Annotated in this window: 15 protein-coding genes, 1 tRNA gene and 1 pseudogene; 9 read left to right on the top strand and 8 right to left on the bottom strand. The window is 56.4% G+C overall.

Features of this window, described 5'->3' with window-relative positions:
* Positions 1–341: 341 nt before the first annotated feature.
* Entirely contained in the window at positions 342–1784 is a 1443-nt protein-coding gene (gene lacG / locus AB5750_RS05815) for a 6-phospho-beta-galactosidase (RefSeq protein ID WP_320677917.1), read from the top strand.
* Between the two features lie 175 nt (positions 1785–1959).
* Complete coding sequence (locus AB5750_RS05810; RefSeq protein WP_368145801.1) at positions 1960–3720, top strand: PTS lactose transporter subunit IIBC; 1761 nt, start codon at positions 1960–1962, stop codon at positions 3718–3720.
* Positions 3721–3893: 173 nt separating this feature from the next.
* Here AB5750_RS05810 and AB5750_RS05805 read toward each other — a convergent pair whose 3' ends face one another.
* Complete coding sequence (locus tag AB5750_RS05805; RefSeq protein WP_368145800.1) at positions 3894–4895, bottom strand: LacI family DNA-binding transcriptional regulator; 1002 nt, start codon at positions 4893–4895, stop codon at positions 3894–3896.
* Positions 4896–5180: 285 nt separating this feature from the next.
* Here AB5750_RS05805 and AB5750_RS05800 point away from each other — a divergent pair, with 285 nt between their 5' ends.
* From AB5750_RS05800 to AB5750_RS05790, 3 genes are all read left to right on the top strand, one after another.
* On the top strand, positions 5181–6959 hold the full coding sequence (locus AB5750_RS05800; protein WP_368145799.1) for a PTS lactose transporter subunit IIBC: 1779 nt from the start codon (positions 5181–5183) through the stop codon (positions 6957–6959).
* 75 nt (positions 6960–7034) lie between these two features.
* Positions 7035–8456, top strand: coding sequence for a 6-phospho-beta-galactosidase (gene lacG / locus AB5750_RS05795; RefSeq protein WP_260699522.1), 1422 nt, complete (start codon positions 7035–7037; stop codon positions 8454–8456).
* 739 nt (positions 8457–9195) lie between these two features.
* Positions 9196–10452: an ATP-binding protein gene (locus AB5750_RS05790; protein ID WP_138340180.1), complete on the top strand. Its 1257-nt coding sequence runs from the start codon at positions 9196–9198 to the stop codon at positions 10450–10452.
* Here AB5750_RS05790 and AB5750_RS05785 read toward each other — a convergent pair whose 3' ends face one another.
* Positions 10453–11217 carry a DeoR/GlpR family DNA-binding transcription regulator gene (locus tag AB5750_RS05785; protein WP_368145798.1) on the bottom strand — a complete coding sequence of 255 codons (765 nt, stop codon included), beginning with the start codon at positions 11215–11217 and terminating at the stop codon, positions 10453–10455.
* Positions 11218–11423: 206 nt separating this feature from the next.
* Here AB5750_RS05785 and AB5750_RS05780 point away from each other — a divergent pair, with 206 nt between their 5' ends.
* Complete coding sequence (locus AB5750_RS05780) at positions 11424–12476, top strand: aldose epimerase family protein (RefSeq protein WP_368145797.1); 1053 nt, start codon at positions 11424–11426, stop codon at positions 12474–12476.
* A gap of 84 nt (positions 12477–12560) precedes the next feature.
* On the opposite strand, the pseudogene AB5750_RS05775 reads toward AB5750_RS05780, so the two are convergent.
* Positions 12561–13039: pseudogene (locus tag AB5750_RS05775) on the bottom strand (PTS sugar transporter subunit IIB).
* 207 nt (positions 13040–13246) lie between these two features.
* On the opposite strand from AB5750_RS05775, the gene AB5750_RS05770 reads away from it, so the two are divergent.
* Positions 13247–13322, top strand: a tRNA-Thr gene (locus tag AB5750_RS05770).
* 249 nt (positions 13323–13571) lie between these two features.
* Here the strand turns inward: AB5750_RS05770 and AB5750_RS05765 are convergent.
* From AB5750_RS05765 to AB5750_RS05755, 3 genes are all read right to left on the bottom strand, one after another.
* Positions 13572–14690, bottom strand: a complete 1119-nt coding sequence (locus AB5750_RS05765; protein ID WP_368145796.1) for a BspA family leucine-rich repeat surface protein — start codon at positions 14688–14690, stop codon at positions 13572–13574.
* Between the two features lie 46 nt (positions 14691–14736).
* On the bottom strand, positions 14737–15423 hold the full coding sequence (locus tag AB5750_RS05760; protein WP_368145795.1) for a DUF4357 domain-containing protein: 687 nt from the start codon (positions 15421–15423) through the stop codon (positions 14737–14739).
* 258 nt (positions 15424–15681) lie between these two features.
* The gene (locus AB5750_RS05755; RefSeq protein WP_368145794.1) at positions 15682–16719 is read right to left on the bottom strand and encodes a hypothetical protein; all 1038 of its coding nucleotides are present in this window, start codon (positions 16717–16719) and stop codon (positions 15682–15684) included.
* Between the two features lie 384 nt (positions 16720–17103).
* On the opposite strand from AB5750_RS05755, the gene AB5750_RS05750 reads away from it, so the two are divergent.
* Together AB5750_RS05750 and AB5750_RS05745 are read left to right on the top strand one after the other, a co-directional pair.
* Entirely contained in the window at positions 17104–19890 is a 2787-nt protein-coding gene (locus AB5750_RS05750) for a class I SAM-dependent DNA methyltransferase (protein WP_368145793.1), read from the top strand.
* Positions 19891–19892: 2 nt separating this feature from the next.
* Positions 19893–20831, top strand: coding sequence for a restriction endonuclease (locus AB5750_RS05745; protein WP_368145792.1), 939 nt, complete (start codon positions 19893–19895; stop codon positions 20829–20831).
* A 120-nt stretch (positions 20832–20951) separates the two neighbouring features.
* On the opposite strand, the gene AB5750_RS05740 is transcribed toward AB5750_RS05745, so the two are convergent.
* On the bottom strand, positions 20952–21149 hold the full coding sequence (locus AB5750_RS05740) for a hypothetical protein (RefSeq protein WP_368145791.1): 198 nt from the start codon (positions 21147–21149) through the stop codon (positions 20952–20954).
* 300 nt (positions 21150–21449) lie between these two features.
* On the bottom strand, positions 21450–21620 hold the full coding sequence (locus AB5750_RS05735) for a helix-turn-helix domain-containing protein (protein ID WP_368146262.1): 171 nt from the start codon (positions 21618–21620) through the stop codon (positions 21450–21452).
* Positions 21621–21626 lie beyond the last annotated feature (6 nt).

The raw sequence follows: 21626 nt of genomic DNA, 5'->3' as shown, positions 1-21626 counted from the left end.
GCTAACCTGCTTCCCAACTATTCCCCGCGCCCATGGCGCATCGTACATACATTGATAACGTGCTCATGATACCCGAGCCATATACCACAACATGAAAACTTCTGTCAATCAAAACCGCTTACCGAACAAATACAACCGTTCGCGGCTGTTTGAAGTTGTTTTGTTTCTATACATCCCAGCCGGATGTTAACGTGCTCATTGTCAAATGTTCACGTGCTCATTTTGGTTCTAATCATTTTAAGATAGTGTTTATCGGGCTTTTTCACCGCTGAACGCTAACCAGGGAGCCTCCTGAGCGCAAACGCACAATATCGAACAGCGAGACGAGAGGGTGTATGCATATGTCTTTGCTAAACCGCGTACAGCAGCTGCCGAAGGGCTTTGTTTGGGGCGCCGCAACCGCCGCGTACCAAACGGAAGGTTCCACGAAGGTGGCAGGCAAGGGTAAGACCATGTGGGACGATTACCTTGTCGCCCAGGGTCGCTTTTTGCCCGACCCGGCCAGTGATTTCTACAACCGCTACGAGGAGGATATCCGCCTTTCTGCCGAGCATGGACTCAACGCCATCCGTGTGTCCATCGCCTGGACCCGCATCTTCCCCAACGGCGACGATGCCGAGCCCCTCGCCGAGGGCGTTAAGCACTACCACGAGCTGTTCGCCTGCTGCAAAAAGTATGGCGTCGAGCCCTATGTGTCCCTGCATCACTTTGACTCCCCCGCCGCCCTGTTCAACCAGGGCGACTGGCTCAACCGCAAGACCGTCGACGCCTATGTGCGCTATGCCGAGTTCTGCTTCCGCGAGTTCCGCGAGGTCAAGAATTGGTTCACCATCAACGAGCTCATCAGCCTCTCGCACTCCCAATACATCCAAGGCAACTTCCCGCCCAACCATCACTTTGATGTGACGAGCGGCATCCAGAGCCAGCACAACGAGCTCGTTGCCCACGCCCGCGCCGTCAACCTGTATAAGGATCTTGACGAGACCGAGCACCTGGGCGGACGCATTGGCATGGTCAACGTCCTGACGCCGGCATATCCTGCCACAGACTCGCCCGCCGACCAGCACGCCGCCGACCTGTACAACGCCTTCTACACCGACTTCATCATGGACGGCGCCTTCCTGGGTCACTACTCCGCGCGCACCCTCTCACTCATCAACGAGATTCTGCGTGCCAACAACGCCACGCTTACGGTTGAGGACAGCGACATGGAGGAGCTCGCCAAGGCGGCGCCCCGCAACGATATGTTCGGCCTCAACTACTATCAGTCGGCGTTTATCGCCGCCTACGATGGCGAGTCCACCAACAGCTTTAACGGCACCGGAGACAAGGGCACCTCGTGCTTTAAGTTTAAGGGCGTCGGGCAGCAGGTCGATATGCCGGGTATCCCCACCACCGACTGGGATTGGCTCATCTACCCGCAAGGCCTCTACGACACGCTCAAGCACATCAGCGCCACCTATCCCAACCTCCCCGTCATCTATATCACCGAAAACGGCCTGGGCCACAAGGACCCCGAGCCCGACGCAAACGGCATCGTCGCCGATCCCGAGCGCATCGACTTTGTCGACCAGCACATGGAGAAGGTGCTCCAGGCGCGTACCGAGGGCGTCGACGTCCAGGGCTACTTTATCTGGAGCCTGCAGGACCAGTTCTCGTGGGCCAATGGCTATAACAAGCGCTACGGCCTGTTCTACATCGACTTCGACACGCAAAAACGCTACATCAAGCAGTCGGCACTCTGGTACAAGGAGCTCGCCGACACTATGGCGGACGCGCAGTAGCGCATCGCCTCGCTTTCCCCCGAGGGGGAGCGGCCCCATGCGATACAAACCCAGCCGCTCCCCTCTCTCCCCCTGGGACCGACCCCGCCTGCACCCGGGCTTTTAGCAAGCGGGAGACCATATAGGTTTTCAATGTCCATGCCATTAAGATTTCATGCAAAGAGGAGCGTGAACTATGGAATCGATCGTTAAGTTCTTGGAGAAAGGTCCGCCGTACTTCGACAAGGTCTCTAAGAACATCTACCTTCAGGCCATTAAAGACGGCTTTTTGGCAGCAATGCCCATCATCCTGTCTTCTTCTGTCTTCCTGCTTATTTCGACCCTGCCGGGCGTTGTCGCCACGGTCGGCGGCTTTACGCTGCCCGACTGGTGGAACGTCGACGTCGTGAACTTCTGCAACAAGGTTTACAACTTCACGATGGGCGTCGTGGGCATCATGGTCGCCGGCACCACCGCAAGCGCGCTGACCGGCTCCAAGAACCGCCGCATGCCTGCCGGCAAGGCCATCAACGCCACGAGCACCATGGTCGCCGCCATGTGCGCTATGCTCATCTTGGCCGTTACCCAGACGAGTGCCAAGATCGACGGCGCCGATGTCTCGGTGTTCTTTACCGACAACATGGGCACCAAGGGCCTGCTGAGCTCCTTTGTCGCCGCATTTGCCACGGTCAACATCTATGCCTTCTGCATTAAGCGAGACATCACCATCAAGCTGCCCAAAGAAGTCCCCGGCGCCATCGCCCAGAACTTCCGCGACATCTTCGCCTTCAGCTTCTCCATCCTGTTTGTCGCCGTCATCGACGTTATCTGCCGCACCTGCTTGGCCGTCCCGTTTGCCAACGTCATCTCCACGCTGGTGAGCCCGCTGTTCGCCGCTGCCGATTCCTACGCCGGCCTCGCCCTCATCTGGTTCATGATCCCGCTGTTCTGGTTCATGGGCATCCACGGCCCCTCGGTCGTTAAGCCTGCCCTCAACGCCGCGCTGTTTGGCAACATCACCACCAACCTCGCCACGCTGCAGGCCGGCGGTCACCCCGCCCTCGCCCTGACCGAGAACTTCGGTAACTACATCGGCGAACTCGGCGGCACCGGCGCCACGTTCATTGTCCCGATCATCTTCCTGCTCTTTATGCGCTCCAAGCAGCTCAAGGCCGTCGGCAAAGCCTCTGTCGTACCCGTGATGTTCGCCGTCAACGAGCCGCTGCTGTTCGCCGCGCCCATCATCCTCAACCCGTACTTCCTGATCCCGTTCCTGTTTGCCCCCGTGGCCAACGTCCTCATTGGTAAGTTCTTCATCGACTTTTTGGGCATGAACGGCTTTATCTATGCCATGCCGTGGGCACTCCCCGGACCGATCGGCACCTTCATCGACACCAACTTCCAGCCGATCTCTCTGGTCCTGGTTGTCGTCCTGCTGGTCGTTGACTTCTTGATCTACTACCCGTTCTGCAAGGCCTACGACAACGTCCTGTGCAAGCAGGAGGCCGAGACCCTGGCCGAAGAAGAGGCCGAGGAGACCAAGACCGTCAAGACCGCTGACGCCCCCGCCGTTGAGGCTCCTGTTGTCGAGACCGCTTCTGCCACTGAGGCCTCCGCAGCTCCGTCCGCCCTTAAGGGCAAGGATCTGAGGGTTCTGGTTCTGTGCGCTGGCGCCGGCACCTCTGCACTGCTCGCCAACGCGCTTAAGGAAGGCGCCGACGAGCTGGGCATCGACATTACCGCCAACGCCGGTGCCTACGGCAGTCACTACGCCATCATGGACCAGTACAACGTCATCGTCCTGGCTCCGCAGGTTCGCACCTATTACAACGAGATGAAGGCCGACACCGACCGCTTGGGCATCACGCTGCTGTCGCCCAAGGGCAAACAGTACATCGACCTCACTAAGGATCCCAAGGGTGCCGTCGCCTGGATCGAGGAAAACCTCGAGGCATAAGACGCTGACACCACCTGCCGCTCGCAGACAATAAATGGCCCGTGCATCGATGTGTGATGCGCGGGCCATTTTGTTTAGACCGCACCCGTCCTCCTGTTCATCTCAATCTGTAACATCTAGCCGAGTTTTCGGGTCCCACCTGTTACAGACTTAGACGAGCAGGCCGAGCACGTCTACGCCCGCAAATCCCGCACGCTCGCGCGCTCGACCAACACACCCGAGACGAGCGTACGGCTTCTGGAGCTCGGGGCTTCCAGACCTGCGACGACCTCGTTAAGCGCACGGATGCCCAGCTCGCGGTGGCGAAACTTCACCGACGTCAGAATCGAGTTGGGAATCGTCTTGTAGAGCTCATCGTCGAAGCCGATCACGGACACGTCGTCGGGCACACTGAGCCCTTTGTCACGTAGAGCCATCATCACGCCGTTTGCCATGCAGTCGTTAGCCGCGAGGACCGCCGTGCAATCGGGTTTATCGGCAAGCACAAGGCCCGCAGCATAGCCACTATCCGCATTCCAATCGCCTTGCAGAGGCTCGGGCGGCTCAATGCCACGCGTCTCGAGTGCCGCACGCCAACCTTTCATACGGCACTGGCTCGACAGCGACTCTTTCTTACCAGAGACGAAGTACACGTTCTTGTGCCCGCGATTCAAGAAGTACTCGCACGCCATACGAGCGCCGCCCTCTTGATCGTCACTGACGGTGGAGCAGGTAGGATGCTCCATCGGTGTGATAATCACCGTCTTGAGGTCTTTCGGCGCCTCAAAGCTATCAAAGTCATCGACCATCTGACGCAGGTTGAAGATCATGCCATCAACAGGCAGCTGCGACATCCTACGCGCCGCATCGGCAAGAGTCATCTTCTCACCTCCGCACTTCTTAATCATCGTGAGCGCAAAGCCTCGCTCTTCGGCGGCATCGGCAATACCGTCAATCATGTCCACGGCACCGCCCGACAAGTGGAACAGCACCACGCCGATGCACCCGTAACGACCCAACTTGAGTGAACGCGCGGCAAAGTTCGCCCGGAACCCAAGCGCCTCCATGGCCGCATGGACCCTATCGCGTGTCGACTCTCGCACGCTATCGGGCTCGTTGATCACACGCGAAACCGTCTTGAGAGAAACACCCGCAGCAATCGCCACATCGTTCATTGAGACATTTTTCTTGTCCATCGTTGCCACTACTTCTCCAGTCGGTTTTGCATCGCTTGTTTTTTTGTGTTCTAGCATACACTACCTGCCTGACTGATAAATCAGCCGTTTATCGGACGATATCGACCGTTCACCTGTAAATCCTTGTTGCTCTTCGAAAAATGTCTTACGTTGTCATTAACGAAATGACAACGTTGTCATTTCGCAATGCCTTCCTTGAGCAGGAAGGTTTCCGGGCAATCCTGACCATCCATCGACGACCAGTTCCATCCACATGCATCGCGCATCAAGTAGCAAAGGAGCTCTATGGACGCCATCGTAAAGATGCTCGAAAAGCATCAACCGTTCTTCGAGAAGATCTCGAGGAACATCTACCTCCAGGCCATCAAAGACGGATTCCTTGGGTGCATGCCCATCGTCCTTACCTCTTCGATCTTTCTGCTGATCGCCACCCTTCCCGGCGTAGTTGGCATCACGCTGCCCCAGCCGCTCATCGACTGGTGCAACAAGCTGTACAACTTCACCATGGGCGTCATGGGCATCATGGTTGCCGGCACCACCGCCAAGAACTTCACGGCTTCCATGAACCGTCGCATGCCCGCCGGCAAGGTGCTCAACGACGGTTCCACCATGGTGGCCGCCCAGTGCAGCATGCTGCTGCTCGCTGTTACGCAGTTCACCACCAAGCTCAACGGTGCTGAGCTTTCGGTTTTCGATTGCACCAGCATGGGTACGCGCGGTCTGTTCTCTGCCTATATCGCCGCGTTCATTACCGTGTGGGTCTATAAGTTCTGTGTCTCGCGCGATCTGACCATTAAGCTGCCCAAGGAGGTCCCGGGCGCCATCGCTCAGAACTTCCGCGACATCATCCCCTTTGGCGGCGCCGTCATCATCTGCGGCATCATCGATGTCGTCGTGCGCAACCTCATGGGCGTTCCGTTCTCCGAGCTGCTTATCAAACTGCTCTCCCCGCTCTTTACCGCTGCAGAAACCTATCCTGGCCTTATCCTTATCCAGGCAGCCACCGCGTTCTTCTGGTTCATCGGCGTCCACGGCCCCTCGATCGTCCAGCCGGGCATCGACCCCATCCGTCTTGCCAACCAGGCCGAGAACCTGCAGGTTCTGCTGGCCGGTGGCCACCCCGCCCACTCCCTCACCTTTAACATGTCGCTCGTGGGCGAGTTCGGCGGCACCGGCGCCACATTCATCGTGCCACTTCTGCTGATTCTCTTTATGAAGTCCAAGCAGCTCAAAGCCGTCGGTAAGGCCTCGATTGTTCCTGTTGCCTTCGCCGTCAACGAACCGCTGCTCTTTGGCGCGCCGATGATCCTTAACCCCTACATGCTCGTCCCCTTTGTTGCCGCCGGCTGCGTCAACGTAAGTGTTGCCAAGTTCTTTATCGATAACGTAGGCATGAACGGCTTCTCCTTCGTGGTGCCTTGGGCCACCCCCGCCCCCATCGGCATTTTCATCACCACGAACTTCCAGCTTATCGCCTTGGTATTTGTCGCGATCATCATCTTGCTGGACGCCATCATCTACCTGCCGTTCTTGAAGGCATACGATAAGCTGCTCTGCGACCAGGAGGCCGAGCGCGCCGCCGAGCTGGGCCTCGAGTCCGATGGTGCTGCTTCCATCGCCGCCAACGCCTCTGCGCCCGCTGCCGAGCAGACCGCCGCTTCCGTCGAGCCGACCGCCGCTGCCGCCGACAGCAAGCCTGTTGCCGACCAGCCCGAGCCCGCCGCCGACGCATCCGCTAAGAAGGACGTCGATGGCCTGAAGGTCCTCGTCCTGTGCGCCGGCGCCGGCACCTCTGCCATGCTTGCCAACGCCATCAAGGAAGGTGCTGCGCAGACCGGAGAGAACATCGCTTCCTCCGCAGGCGCCTATGGTCAGCACACTGCCATCATGGATCAGTACGACGTCATCGTGCTCGCCCCGCAGGTTCGTAGCTACTACAACGACATGAAGGCCGACACCGATCGCCTGGGCATTAAGCTGCTCGCTCCCCGCGGTAAGGAATATATCGACCTTACTCGCGACCCCGCTGGCGCCATCAAGTGGCTCCGCGAGAACCTCGACTAGTTCCTCCCTCTGTTGGTGCCCGGATTCCCGGTTCGGGCACCTCTCCCTATTCGTATCCCACAGAAAGGATGACTCATGACCAACCCCATGCAGTTCCCCGACGGCTTTGTGTTTGGCGGCGCCACCGCTGCTTACCAGGTTGAGGGCGAGACCCGTACGCACGGCAAGGGCAAAGTGCCCTGGGACGATTTCCTGGCAGCCCAGGGTCGCTTCTCCCCCGATCCCGCAAGCGATTTCTACAACAAGTACCCGGTCGATATCGACCTGTGCCAGCGCTTCGGCATCAACGGTATCCGCGTCTCCATCGCTTGGAGCCGCATCTTCCCCAACGGCACTGGCGAGATCAACCCCGAGGGTGTTGCCTTCTATCACGAGCTCTTTGCCACCTGCAATAAAGCCGGCGTTATCCCCTATGTCACGCTCGATCACTTCGATACGCCCGAGGCCTTTTACCAGAACGGCGGCGAGGGTTTCCTGACGCGCACGACGATCGACGCCTTTGTCGAGTACGCCAAGTTCTGCTTTGCCGAGTTCACCGAGGTCAAGCACTGGTTTACCTTTAACGAGATTCCCGCGACCGCCGAGGGCAGCTTTATCGTCGGCAACTGGCCGCACGGCGAGAAGTACCGCCTGGACAAGGCCTTCCAGCTCATGCACAACATGATGGTGGCCCACGCCAAGGCTGTCGTCGCCTTCCATGAGGGCGGCTTTGAGGGCGAGATCGGCATTGTCCAGAACCTGGAGCCCAAGTATCCCCTCGATCCCAACAACGCCGCCGACTGCGAGGCAGCTCGCATGGCCGACGTCATCAACAACCGCTGGGTACTCGACGCTACCTTCCGCGGCCACTATGCAGCCGACACCATGGAGGCTGCGACCAAGCTGGCCCATATCGCCGGCGGCGAGCTCGACGTCCGCGACGAGGACATCGCCGCGCTGACCGCCGCGCTCCCCTACAACGATTGCTTGGGCGTCAACACCTACAAGTGCCAGTTCCTGCGTGCTGCCGAGGGCGAAAACGACATCAACCACAATGGCACCGGCGACAAGGGCTCCTCGCGCTGGTTCCTCAAGGGAGTGGGCGAGTCATGCGTGCGCGAAGGCGTACCCACCACCGATTGGGACTGGATTATCTATCCCGAGGGCCTCTACGACCTGCTGCTCCGCATTAAGAACGATTACCCCAACTACAAGAAGATCTACATTACCGAGAACGGCATGGGCTATAAGGACGACTTTGAGGACGGCTTTATTGACGACGCCCCTCGTATCGATTACATGCGTCAGCATCTCGCATGGATCCTCAAGGCAATCGACGGCGGCGTAAACGTCGACGGTTACTTTGTGTGGTCGCTGCAGGACCAGTTCTCCTGGACCAACGGCTACAACAAGCGTTATGGCCTGTTCTACATCGACTTTGAGACCCAGAAGCGCTATCCCAAGGCGAGCGCGTACTGGTACAAGAACGTCGCGGAGACCGGCCTGCTTATGGCCTAACTTTTGCCGCATACCCCCTGTCGGCCGCATGCGAATCCCTCCACGGGTTCGTATGCGGCCTTTTTGTTTTTGGTGGGCCCGAGCGGATCATTCGTCTCGATCTGTAACATCTAGCTGGGATTTTCGGTCCTAATTGTTACAGATTGAGACGAACGCGCAGGCCGGTCCGAATAATCTAAATCTGTAACACCTAGCCCACTTTTGACCATCTACCTGTTACAGATCGAGACAAACGCACAGGTCAATCCGCTCAATCTCGATCTGTAACATCTAGCCGAGCTTTTCGGTCCCAGTTGTTACAGATTGAGACAAACGGAATCGGCCAGGCAGAAAATCTAAATCTGTAACATCTAACGAGCATTTGATCGCCTAGTTGTTACAGATCGAGACAATCAGATGGTCAAATCCTCACTTTCCAGGCAGCTACGAAGCGCTCCTCTTTCTTAATTATTATCGGCATCACGAACACACTTCGGTATCTTTTAATGCCAAAATGATACCGAAAGCGTGTTCGAGAATACGGATAATTCCATGCGTTAGCCCAATCAAGCCCCAGGCTTACAAACTCCGTTATTGTTCAGAATGCCAATGCATTCGCGTTTGCGCGTCATTTCGCGTCACTTTGACGCGCATAATGACACGCAAATTTTTTCGTGTCATAATTTTGACGCGTAAAATGACGTGTAAAATTTTTACGTGTTATTTTTCACGTCAAATTGAAGCGAAACGGAGCATCACAATGCAAGAATCCAAAGATCTTGAATTCAAGGAATGCGTCACCAATTCGTTCCTTAAAACCGTCTCCGCTTATGCAAATGGCACGGGAGGACGCGTTCTATTTGGAATTAACGACGACGGAGAAGCCGTTGGCCTCGATGACCCCAAGCAGACCTGCCTGGATATCGAAAACAAGATTAACGATTCGATCATCCCCCAGCCCGATTACTCCCTAAAGATCGACGAGCCCGATGCAACCGTGGAGCTTACGGTCTTTCCCGGCAGATCGAAGCCTTACCTATACCGCTCGAAGGCATACAAGCGCAATGACACCGCGACCATTCCAGTTGATACCCTAGGCCTTTCGCGTCTTGTACTCGAGGGTCAAAACCTCTCCTTTGAGCAGCTCCCGGCAAACAAACAAGATTTATCTTTCACCGTTTTAGAGAATCGTCTAACAGCAAAACTTTCGCTTCAGTCATTCACAACCGATACTCTCAAAACCCTTGGCCTGCTTGATGAAACCGGAACCTACAACAACGCGGCAGAGCTGCTCGCGGACGAGAATGGCTTCCCGGGTATCGACATCGCAGTGTTTGGTGAAACTATCAACCTCATTAAGCAGCGCAAGACTCTTGAACATGCATCCGTTCTAGCGGAAATTGACGGAGCCCTTGAGCTTTTCGAAGCCCAGTACTGCTACGAAGAGATCCAGGGGATGGAGCGGATCCGCAAGGAGCTCATTCCGCTCGAAGCATTCCGCGAGGCCATTACCAATGCAGTCGTTCATAGGACTTGGGATGCGCCCGCACACATCCGCATCTCGATGTTCGACGACCGTGTGGAAGTCGCTTCGCCCGGCGGCTTGCCGGCAAGCATGACCGTCGATGAATATCTGTCCGACATGCTATCCGTTAGACGCAATCGTATTCTTGCCGAAGTCTTTTTGCGCCTGGGTCTTATCGAAGCCTTCGGAACGGGCATCATGCGAATTCGCGATACCTATAAGGACAGCGTCAGAAAGCCCCGGTTTCAAGTTTCGGATAACGCCATTGTGGTAACACTTCCCCTACTCATGGATAACCCGGGGCTCAAAGGCGACGAACTTATCGTATTCGGACTGCTGAGCGGAGTACACCCTCAATCGACAAGCGAGCTTGCGGCCAAAGTCACCTTTAGTCGCTCGAAGCTTCTTCGCATCCTCAAAAAACTCGTTGAGACAGGCCTGGCGACAGTTGAAGGCACCGGCAGAGGGCAGAAGTATCGCCTGCTACGCTAGTTAGCAAATGACCTGCGTGTGTTCCTCGATGGCGGCACGATCTTCGGCGGTAATACCCGGCTCGCACACCACGGCGTCCAAACTGTCCAGGCGGCAGAAGGTGTAGAAGTCGCGCTTGCCGATCTTGCTGGAGTCGGCGATCAGATAGCGCGAGTCGGCCTTGCTAAAGGCGAGCTGCTGGATGCGGCCCTCTTCCATGTTAGACGTGGACACGTCTCCGTCCAAAATGCCGTTGGCGCCGATATAGGCTGCGTCGATTCCCAGCGCGCGCAGGGTATCCTCGGCCATGGGCCCCACAAAGGCGGCGGTGCGGCGGCGATACATGCCGCCCACGAGGCACAGGTCGCAGTCTTCGCGCGCCTCGAGCAGGTTAAACACCGAAAGCGAATTGGTCACAATGCGCAGGCGAAACGCCGGCAGCATCGAGGCCATCTGCTCAGCCGTGGTGCCCGTACCCAAAAAGATGGTCGAGCCCTCCTCGATAAGCTCCACAGCACGGCGCGCGATCTGCAGCTTTTCCTCGGCATGCTTGGTGCGCTTTTCGCTGTGCGAGTACTCGTGGCGCAGCATAGCGTGGGGACGGCCCTGTGCACTGCGGGCTCCGCCGTGCACACGCTCGATCTCGCCTAGGCTCGCAAGCTCCTCAAGGTCGCGACGGATCGTCATGTCCGAGACACCTAACGCATCCGAAATCTCCTTAACCGAAACCGTGCCCTGCTCATCGAGCAGCTGGCGAACCCTATCCTGTCGCTCTGCCTTAATCACGATGAATCCTCGCCGTTCTATGCGTGCATATCATTCAAACAGTAACGAACAAATTGTATCAGACCCGTGCGCGTCAAAAATGAACGCCCGCACAGCTCCAATCATCACTTTTTTGAGAAAAATACCCCCTGCTTTAGTGGGGTGTAGTGATAATCTCGCGTGTTCGCGCTACAGTTTGTCGGAAATACCTCGATGTTAGGAACCAAATGATCACTTCCGAGCTTTTCGGCACCGCGCCGTGCGGTACCCCCGTTCATCGTTACACCCTCAACGGGCCCGAGATCTGCGTTCGCATTATGGACTATGGTGCCACCGTGCTGGGTATCGATGTGCCCGACATTCCCGGCAACGTGCGCGATGTGGTGCTGGGCTTCGATAAGCTCGAGGATTACTTTGACAACCCCGCCTGCTTTGGCGCGACCATCGGCCCCGTGGCCAACCGCACTGCAGGTGCCACGATCACTATCGCTGGCACGGACTGGCATATGCCGGCCAACGAAGGCGCCAACAACCTGCACAGCGACCTTGAGCATGGTCTGCACAAGCGCGTGTGGGACGTTGAACTCGACGAGACTCACAACGCCGTTCGCATGACCACCTCGCTTGAGGATGGCGAGCTGGGTCTCCCCGGCAACCGCACCTTTACGGCCGTGTTTACCGTTACACGCACCGGCGTCTTTCGCATCGAGTATGGCTGCGAGAGCGACCGCGCCACCTACGTGTCCATGACCAACCACACGTACTTTAACCTTGCCGGTCATAACGCCGGCATGGACTGTGAGCACTTCTTTATTGCCAACGCTGCCCACTACCTGCCCATCAACGAGCAGAACATCCCCACCGGCGAGATTGCTCCGGTCGAGGGCACGCCGTTTGACTTCCGCGAGCTGCGCCCTGTCGCTCCTGGCATGGAAGCCGATGACCCGCAGATTAAGCAGGCCCGTGGCTACGATCACTGTCTGTGCATCGATGGCTATCAGTACGGCCGTAATCTGCGCCGCGCGATGCACGTCGAGGAGATGTGGACCGGTCGTGAGCTGGACTACTACACCACCGCCCCGGGCGTGCAGCTCTACACCGGCAACTGGCTGGGCGACGAGCACGCCAAGGACGATGCTAACTATAGCTGGGGCGCCGGCTTTGCCCTCGAGGCAGAGATGTACCCCGACACGCCGCACCAGCCGCTGTTCCCACAGGGCATTGTGGGCCCGGGTCACCCCTACAGCAATGTGATCGAATACCACTTTATGAGGCACTAAGCCCGCAACGTGACATATCGCACAGCAGCGCCCGCCGGCACCACCGCCGACGGGCGCTTTGCTACCTAGTCATTGGGGACGTTCTTAAATGACTAGTTGGATGGGGTCGGGATTGGAGCTGGGGAGATGGCGGATTTCTAGCTCTATGCCGAGCGCCTGCAGTTCTTTGAGGGCAGCAACGTCTGCGTCGCTCACGGCAACCGCGGGCGTTATGGGGCGCTTGCCCCCCCTGTCTGCATATGCCCAATGCTGATCTTGGTGATCGGCACACCACCCTTAACCAGCGCGAGCGCATCGGCGGGTGAGGCCACCATAATCAGAATCAACTGGCGCGGCGTTGCGGTATGAATGATGTCGACGGTCCTTTGCACCGAGAAAAACCGTGTCCAAACGCCTTCTGGCACCGCTACCCTCATGGGTGCCCATTGGCGCGAATCCGCCGCGATCTCATCGTTGACGATTAGGACAAGGTTGGAGCCCACGGCCTCGTTCCACAGCTCAACGTCTTGCCCGTAAATGAAACAGTCATCGATACGCGTGAGAAGGATCTTGGGTTGAGCCATGGCTGCCCCATTCTGTTTGAGACCCATACGAGCGGGACGTCAGCCACCAACCCAACAGCAGGTCAAGCGCCAAATGGACGTCGCAGACATCACGCCTCTAATATTAGTGCATTTAAAGTGAGAAAAGCCGCCAGAACCCTTGCGCGGATTTGCGATGTCCCGTATCATAGACAGCCGTTGACGCCTCAGTTGCGTCACCACATGGCCGCCAGCGTAGCTCAGTTGGTAGAGCACCGCTCTCGTAAAGCGGGGGTCACCGGTTCGAGCCCGGTCGCTGGCTCCATTGCATTAGTGCAGCTCAGAAGCATAATTGCTTCTGAGCTTTTTTGTTTTCTTGACTCCTCGACACTCCGCGAAGGGGTGAAAAAGGGGTGAAAAAGATTTCTAAAGATATTTTCGCCCCATCCCACCTACACACGGCCTCCATCAGTTAACGGCTCCGTCCCCGAACATTTACATCCAGGGACGGAGCCTTCACAAGAAGCCCTACGATAATCAAGCACCAAATTACTAAGAACAGCTTCAGCAATTATCATTCAACGTAATGGTATGAGCAGTAGCCGTTTCTATAAACCGGACGATCACAATAAGCGACCTTACACTGACTTGAATGGCTGTTCTCCGAACCGTAAGCTCTTTCGCGCTCCTGCCTCGCCTGTTCATCTTTATGCACCCAGCAGTACCCGTTTGATCCCTGCTGGGCCGGACTATCGCAGCCGATGTGCTTGCACCGCCCTGTCGAGCAATAAGGGTCATCACAGTACTCCAAGTGATGGGAGTTGCAGTACCCGCACTTGTTCTTAGGGGAATTAGTACAGCCGGGGGCCTTGCAGGTATCAGCCAGAACCCCACTCTCGCTGCTTGAAGAAACGCTACCCGGTTGCCAGGCGGCAGCCCTCTCGATCCACTCGGGCTGAATTACCCCGGGGGCGTCATAGTCAAAACCTGCTGCCGTGGCACCGCAAGCAGCCTTCCAGTCGCTACAATCAAGTTCGAGAACGCCACAGTTTGCGAACATATCCGTAAAGTCTTCGCCCTTAACTGGCTTAATTGAATCAATCTCGAGCTCATCGAGTGCCGAACAGCCAAAGAACATATGACTAAAGTCGACGCCCTCAGACGCAACAAGGGAGCTTAAATCTATCGATTCCAGGTTATAGCAGCAACAAAACATCCAAGAGAAATCTCGGGCCGCTTCCCCCTTGAAATTGCCCAAATCAAGCTCTTCCACATTTTCGCAGCCATTAAACATTTGGCTGAAGCTTTTGGTTTTCGATGTGTCGAGCTTTTCTAAATCAAAACTCTTGCAGTTCCTAAAATCGCTAAACCACTCCGCACAATACTTCGGGCTCAGCCGATCCAATACGACAACACGCCTTACGAGTAAAGCGGCATTGTCATCCAACAGGCTACGGGACTTTTTCTCTTTGAGGTCAAGATCCTCGACTTTCGACACTCGAGCTTTCTTGAAAGTCGATCCCTCCTCGGGCCTCTCGGACCGGTTGCATATGTAGAGAGTTCCGTCTTCCTGAGACCACACAGTAAAAGCGCTCTTATGAGCCTGCACAGCAGGAAATGGTCTTGCCAATATAAACAAAACGACCGAAACGGCCAATATGATAAAAATCGCCCAGCGCTTCTTGCCAAACACAGACGCCCCTCATCTCGTTTCCCTCTCGGCAAATAATGTCAAAGAACTAGCTCCCCATATGTTTTCGGTACTCATCCAACGTCTTTCCGGCGGCGCTCTTCCAAACATTCCATCCGTTATTAGAGCCGCCAAGCACAACCCAACCAGCAGTCGAAGGCGATTTCGTCACCACATCCGCCTGCAGCACGCCGTCCACGATCGGTGCCGTACGACGTGGCTCGGGGGTCCAGACGACCCCCTCGTTAACCGGCAGACATTTCGCACCGGCCTTAACGATAAACGCACCGTCCTCAACAACCATCTGAGCCACAGCTGTGCCCTTGCCCTTACGGGTCTGCTTCAGGTGATAGGTTTCATCAGGGATGGAGGTCCAGTCATCCTTCATATGGCGTTTTTCGGTCGCCTGGTCAAAGGACTCCTCGCGGGTCTCGGCCTCGGGATACACCTGCCTTCCGTCAAAGGACGCAAGAAGCTGAATCACTAAGTCAATATCGAGAGCAAAGAGTTCCGAGCCCGGCACACGCGCCTTCGAGAAGATCTCGTCGAGCAGTGCCTCCTTCTCGTCATAGTCCTCGACCTCGATGGCAAACCGGCGCTTCAGGCCGACAACATTGAAGTATCCGTTGCGCTCAAGCGAGTACATACGCCCCTCGAAGTTACCGGTGCCGGTCTTGCCAATCTTCACGAGACCGGGGACAACGGTCTCCATCACGTAAATAATGCCTTTGGCCATAACGCCCCCTAATCAAGCGAACCATACATTGCAGAGGTGCCTCAAAGCATCCCTTCGCACCAAGATACACCGGCAAGATATTTCCACTATCGATAAAGTATTTTGCGATTAGAGAACCTAGCAATGGAGGTGGCAAGCCGGGGGGGTGGAAACGGGGTGAAAACTTATAACCCCGCTTCAGCAAATAGCCCGCATCATCCAACGTTCACATTAGATTGCTCGACAACTCTGTTGTACACAGCCTAATTCCGTCGAGCATCAAAGAATAACGTCCGGATTATATGCGTCGAGCTTCGCCTCTCCAGTCGCCAGCGACTCCTCCAGCCGGTCAGCATATTCAACAACAGAGCCGTAGAACATGGGGGTGAATCCGAACTTTTCGATGAAGAGTGGTTCCGCCACGTCGACTCGCCTCTTGGCAACCGCAGCCTCATCTTTTTCATGGTATCCAGTGCCGGGAATTCGCTCGTTTGCCTGCGGCAAGCACTTAAGTTGTCTACATAAGCGCGCTGATCCTTTTGAAAGGCCTAAAAAAGTGACAGTGCCAGAGATTATGCCGCCGACGCCCATAACGACCTTGCCAGCAGCATCCCCCACCGTCTGCTTGGTTATCTTGATACCCATGAAACTCAAGAGCTTCTTTAGGATCGGATACCAACTGGTCTTGGTTAACGACTGGCGAGCGACCTTTTTCGCGACCGCCTCTTGGGCGTTTTTGGCGATTACGGTTAGCATCGAATTCGCGCTGCCTACACCCATCATCACACCGAGCAACACTGCCATTTCGTAGAGAGTCTCGTCATCAACGTCGTCGCATTCTTCAAAAAAGGTCTGCCAGCCATACAGGTATGCCAGCTTCTGCATAATCCTAAATGCGTGCACGTAGTATTGCGTAATATCGGCAGGAATGGTGCCCGCCATCGCGACACCTCCGGGAAGACCCGCTGCAAAGGAAAGAGCCGTTGACTTCTTTGTCTCAAAATCAATAATATCTCTAGCGATTCTATCGATCAGGCCCGCATCAATTCCGGCGGTAACGGGAGTCGTTTCCACTGCAAACTCGACGACATCTTTATAGACGCCCTTCTTCCTCAGCTCTGAGTGGAGGAAATGGGCCCGATCAATCTTCACCCCTTTTAACCGAGCAACTTTTTTCATAAAGTCAATCAAAAACTTCTGAGCCTCTGCCAGTTGCTCATCGCTCTTGTCTTTTAACTCTGCAAGAGCCGAATCAACAGGAACTGCGGCCTCGAGACCCTCACCCTCGCTCTTCTTTCCAAGCAGCCTGACGTCCATACGGTCTTCCAATCAAATCATTCATCGGCAAGCAAACACGCCTACCGCCGAAAAAGCACTCATAACGTCGCAACAGCTCAATCTTAAGCCAAACAACAAAAACCGGGTATGTCCCCGTACTCATCTGCGTCGTATTGAAATCGCTGGTTCCATATGCCATGACGCCTCAATGTTGAATCGAATAAGACAAGACAGATCAATCCAATCGAAATTGAGAAAACGTCAGCACCAAGAAAGACTGTTCTCCGACGCCCTTTGAGGCGCAATTCATATTTTCGCCCCCATCCGCCCACAACAATTATTCATTACTGAGCTATATAGGTGAGTCACCGGACTCCCCTCCCCTACAATCGAAAGCGATGAATTTCGATACAAGGAGGCCGGATGGCCGGTAAAAAATCTGACGCGGAGTCATTCGCCAGCAGGTGGGCGAACAAGGGAAATGAGAACCAGGACACCCAGCGGTTCTGGATCGACTTCTATCAGAATGTCCTGGGTGTGGAGGATGCAGTCTCGAGGCTCGAGTTCGAGAAGCCCGTCTCCACCGACGCAAGCACGCATGAGGGATATATCGACGTCTTCATTCCGTCAGCAAAAACCCTTGTAGAGCAGAAGTCGCTTGGAATCGATCTCGCCAAGGAGGAGACGCGCCAGGGCCGCAAGGTGACGCCCGCGAAGCAGGGCAACGCCTATGCCCAGGGCATGCCCCTCTCGCAGCAGCCGCGCTATATCATCGCTTGCAATTTTGCCGAGTTTTGGGTCTTCGACCGCGAGCGGGATTCGCTATGTCGAGAGCCTCTTTTCAAGTTGCCGCTCGCGGAGCTTCCCAAGAACCTCGCGGCCGTCCAGTTCCTCAAGGGCGGGACTGATGCCCCGGCCACGATCTCGCGCGCGGTCTCGGTCGAAGCCGGCAAGATCATGTCAAAGCTTCATGACCAGGTCGCCGAGGCGTTTGATGACCCCAACACGCCCGAGAATCACCATGCACTCTCCGTGCTCATGACGCGCCTCATGTTTTTGATGTTCTGTGAGGACTCGGGGCTCGTTGCCCCAAACGCCTTCCGCGACTACGTTGCCCACTTCTCGGCGGGTGACCTCAGGCGCGGCCTCAAGGACCTGTTTGTTTGGCTCGACACCAAGGACGAGGACCGCGACAAGTATGCCGAGTCCTGGCTGAAGAAGCTGCCCTACATGAACGGCGGCCTCTTCCGCGAGAAGACGGAGATTCCGCCCCTGTCCGAGAACTTCCGCCATACGCTCATCGTCGAGGGGTGCCAGGAGTTTGATTGGTCGGGCGTGAGCCCCACGGTCTTCGGCTCCATCTTCGAGGGCGCGCTGTCCCACGACCACCGCCGCGCAAACGGCCAGCACTTCACGAGCCCCGAGAACATTCACAAGGTCATAGACCCGCTCTTTCTCGACGGCCTCAAGGCCGAGTTCGATGAGGTCTGCGCTAAGCCCGTCGCGGGCGGCGCGAGGACCCGTGCGCTCAAGGACCTTCACGAGAAGATCGGAAGCATCTCCATTCTCGACCCAGCGGCCGGTTCCGGTAACTTCCTCACCGAAAGCTATCTCTGCCTGAGACAGCTGGAGAATCGTATCCTCTTCGAGCTCCAGGGTGAGCAGACGTCGTTCAGCTTTGAGGATTCCGGCGATCGCGACGTGCTGGTTAACCTAAAAAACTTCCATGGTATTGAGCTTGAGGACTTCGCTTGTTGCGTTGCCCGCACGGCGCTCTGGATCGCTGAGAAGCAGGCGGACGCTGACACCGCAAAAGTGACGCAGCGCGTCTATCAGGAGTTGCCGCTCAGGGACTACGAGGGCATCGTTAACGCGAACGCTCTCCGCATCGACTGGAACGACGTGGTCCCAAGTGATGAGGTCAACTACGTTCTCGGCAATCCGCCGTTTATCGGGCAGTCCCAAAGGACCGATGAGCAGGTGGACGACCTTAAGTATGTTTGGGGCCGGGGCTACGACGGCTATCTCGACTATGCGACATGCTGGTATAGGAAAGCGGCCGATTATTTGGTTAATACTGACGCGGAGTTTTCGTTTGTCTCGACGAACTCGATTTGCCAGGGCCAGCCGGTTCCATCCCTTTTCAGACCCCTATTCGACGCGGGATGGAGGGTCAGTTTCGCGCACCGTTCTTTCGTATGGGATTCGGCGGCTGACGACGAGGCCCATGTGCACGTAGTCATCGTTGGATTCTCCCAGGGTCCCGTGGAGCCTGTTGCCTTCTCGTATCATCGGGGCAAAAGGACGATTGAGCATCCGAACAATTTGAACGGTTACCTGCTTGACGCCCCGAACGTCTTTGTTGAGAAGAAAATGAGACCACTGTTTGAGGATGTATCTCCTATGGTCATCGGAGGTAAACCGGCGGATGGGGGATACTTCCAGATTAAGACAAGAGAAGAATACGAGGACGTTATTTCCGACAGCGTCGCCGCAAAATATGTAGTCCCGTGTGTGGGAGCCCAGGAGTTGATTAACAACAAGGAAAGATGGTCTTTGTGGCTTGCGGACGCGCCCAGATCGGATATCGCCAAATCCCCGATCTTGAGGGGGAGGGTCCAGGGAGTCCGAGATTTCCGTTTGGCCTCGAAGAAAGCATCGACGAGGCTGCTTGCTGATGAGCCCTGGCGCTATGCTGAGGTGAGGAAGGCCGACGGGCCGTTCCTCTGCGTCCCACGTCACTTTTCCGGTGGGCGAAAGTACTTCACGGTCAAACGGTGCGAATCCGGGGAAATCGCCACGGACGCCTGTTTCTTCGCCGACGACCCCGATGGTCTCCTGTTCGGAATCATCTCATCAGGGGTCTTCATGGCGTGGCAGAAGGCGGTCGGAGGCGAGCTCAAGAGCGACTGCCGTTTCTCGAACACCATCGTGTGGAACAACTTCCCCCTGCCGAAATTAACCGATGAGGGACGGCGAGCCATCATCGATGCCGGTCAGGCGGTGCTTTCTGCAAGGGGGCTGTATCACGGCGCGTCCCTGGCCGACCTCTATAAACCGGCGGACGAGTTCCTGTATCCAGAGCTGTTCGAAGCCCACGGCAAGCTCGACGAGGCAATCGAATCGGCCTACGGCGTCGATTTCAATGGAGACGAGAACAAGATCGTCTCCCATCTATTCAATCTCTATGCCGAAAAGGTCGGTGAGTAGCGATGACGATGCCCAAATGGCATGAGACCATGCGGCCCATCCTTGAGACACTGGCGAAAGGCGATGGGTGCCTGACCGGTTCCGACCTTCAAGAAGCCGTAGCGACAGCGTTCGACATGACAGGTGATGAACGTGCCGAGCGCCTCAAGAGCGGGCAGTTGAGGCTCTACAACCGTGTGTATTGGGGAATCACCGACCTGGAGAAGGCCAAACTCCTTGAATACGGGGAGAGGAAGGGGACCTACCGCATCACCGGTGCCGGCAGGTCGTACCTTGCCGATTACCCCGGCCCCATCACGGCCAAGGCGCTCTATGATCGGTGTCCGTCGTTCAAAGCCTGGAAGGACGGCTACCGGGCCGCCAGCAAGGCCAAGACCTCGGCGGAGGCCCCCACGACGCCCACTGAGGAGGACCAGGAGTCGCCCCAGGAGGTCATGGAGTCCGCCTACAGCGAAATCAGGGATGCGCTCGTCGATGATCTCATTTCCGCCATCATGGCCAAGGACCCGTACTTCTTCGAGCACCTGGTGGGAAAACTGCTCGTGGCGATGGGCTACGGGGAGAGCCTGGAATCCCATGCGGATGTCACCAGGAAGAGCGGCGACGAAGGGATCGACGGCGTGGTGCGCGAAGATCGCCTTGGCTTCGGCACCATCTGCTATCAGGCCAAGCGCTGGGACCCTTCGAGAACGGTTGGCCGCCCCGAGGTGCAGGCGTTCGTCGGAGCCCTTTCCGGTAAGGGCGTATCCAAGGGTCTGTTCATCACTACGGCACGGTTCTCCAAGGAAGCTCGCAGATATGCTGACGGGCTCCTAGGCCAAACGGTCGTGCTCGTCGACGGCCCAGCCCTCGCCGGCCTTATGATCGACTACGGAGTCGGAGTGAGCACGAGGCAGATCTACGAGATTAAAGCGGTCGATACCGACTTCTTCGAAGAGTGAACTCGGGATTTCAGAATCGACTTGTGGTGTATGTCCTGCGACCCGTCTCTGTGAGCGGGCCGGCAGGCGGCCTCTCGACCGGTAGCCAAACAATTCATTCATAAAGCGCTAAAACGAGAGCTATTCCGCCCTCTGCTTGAATTTCCCCGTAATGCATGACGCGAGATTATCGGCAAGGCGGTCGATTTGGCCTGCGGCATATTCGACGATTCTGTCCGGATCCTGTAGGTCGCCGCGAGACGCCGCAAGGAGCGTTGCCGCGAGACCCCGCATCTCATAGTAGATATCGAAGATCTGGTTCTGTTCGGCCTCTGTCACGGGCATGTTCCTCTCCGAAAACGACATCGTTCTATATTCTCCCCTTCAATCCCGCCCTCTTTTTGCTTGGATGTAAGATTCGGCCTGTCAAAACTTACATCTCAGTTGGGAAAAGACGAAATTGCGGGCGTTTTTCTGTTCGCACGTAACTTTACTGACGCGTGGCTGCTTGGCCTTACTTCGCAGCGATTTTCACTTCAGGGCGCTCGGTGTTGCCGTGTTTTCCGAAGTGCGGGGAAAATTCGAAAACCGCTGAGCACAACCTGTTTTAGGCAATAAAACCGACGCTCCTATAAGTTGTCAAGAGGCAGTTTGCGGGAGCGCTCTCTCCAATTCGCACAGGAGCTCGTAATACCTCCTCTCCAGTTTCGTCGACCGCCGTTTCCCCCGTTCCAAGTGCCCGAGTGTGGCCGCGGACAGGCCGAGCCCCGCGGCGGCCTGCTTCTGGGTCACCCGCATCGCCTTGCGCATCTTCGC

Source organism: Collinsella aerofaciens, assembly GCF_040926185.1.
Lineage (GTDB): Bacteria > Actinomycetota > Coriobacteriia > Coriobacteriales > Coriobacteriaceae > Collinsella > Collinsella aerofaciens_BC.
Note: the sequence above shows the minus strand (reverse complement) of the source record. Positions and strands in the feature narration are given on the sequence as shown.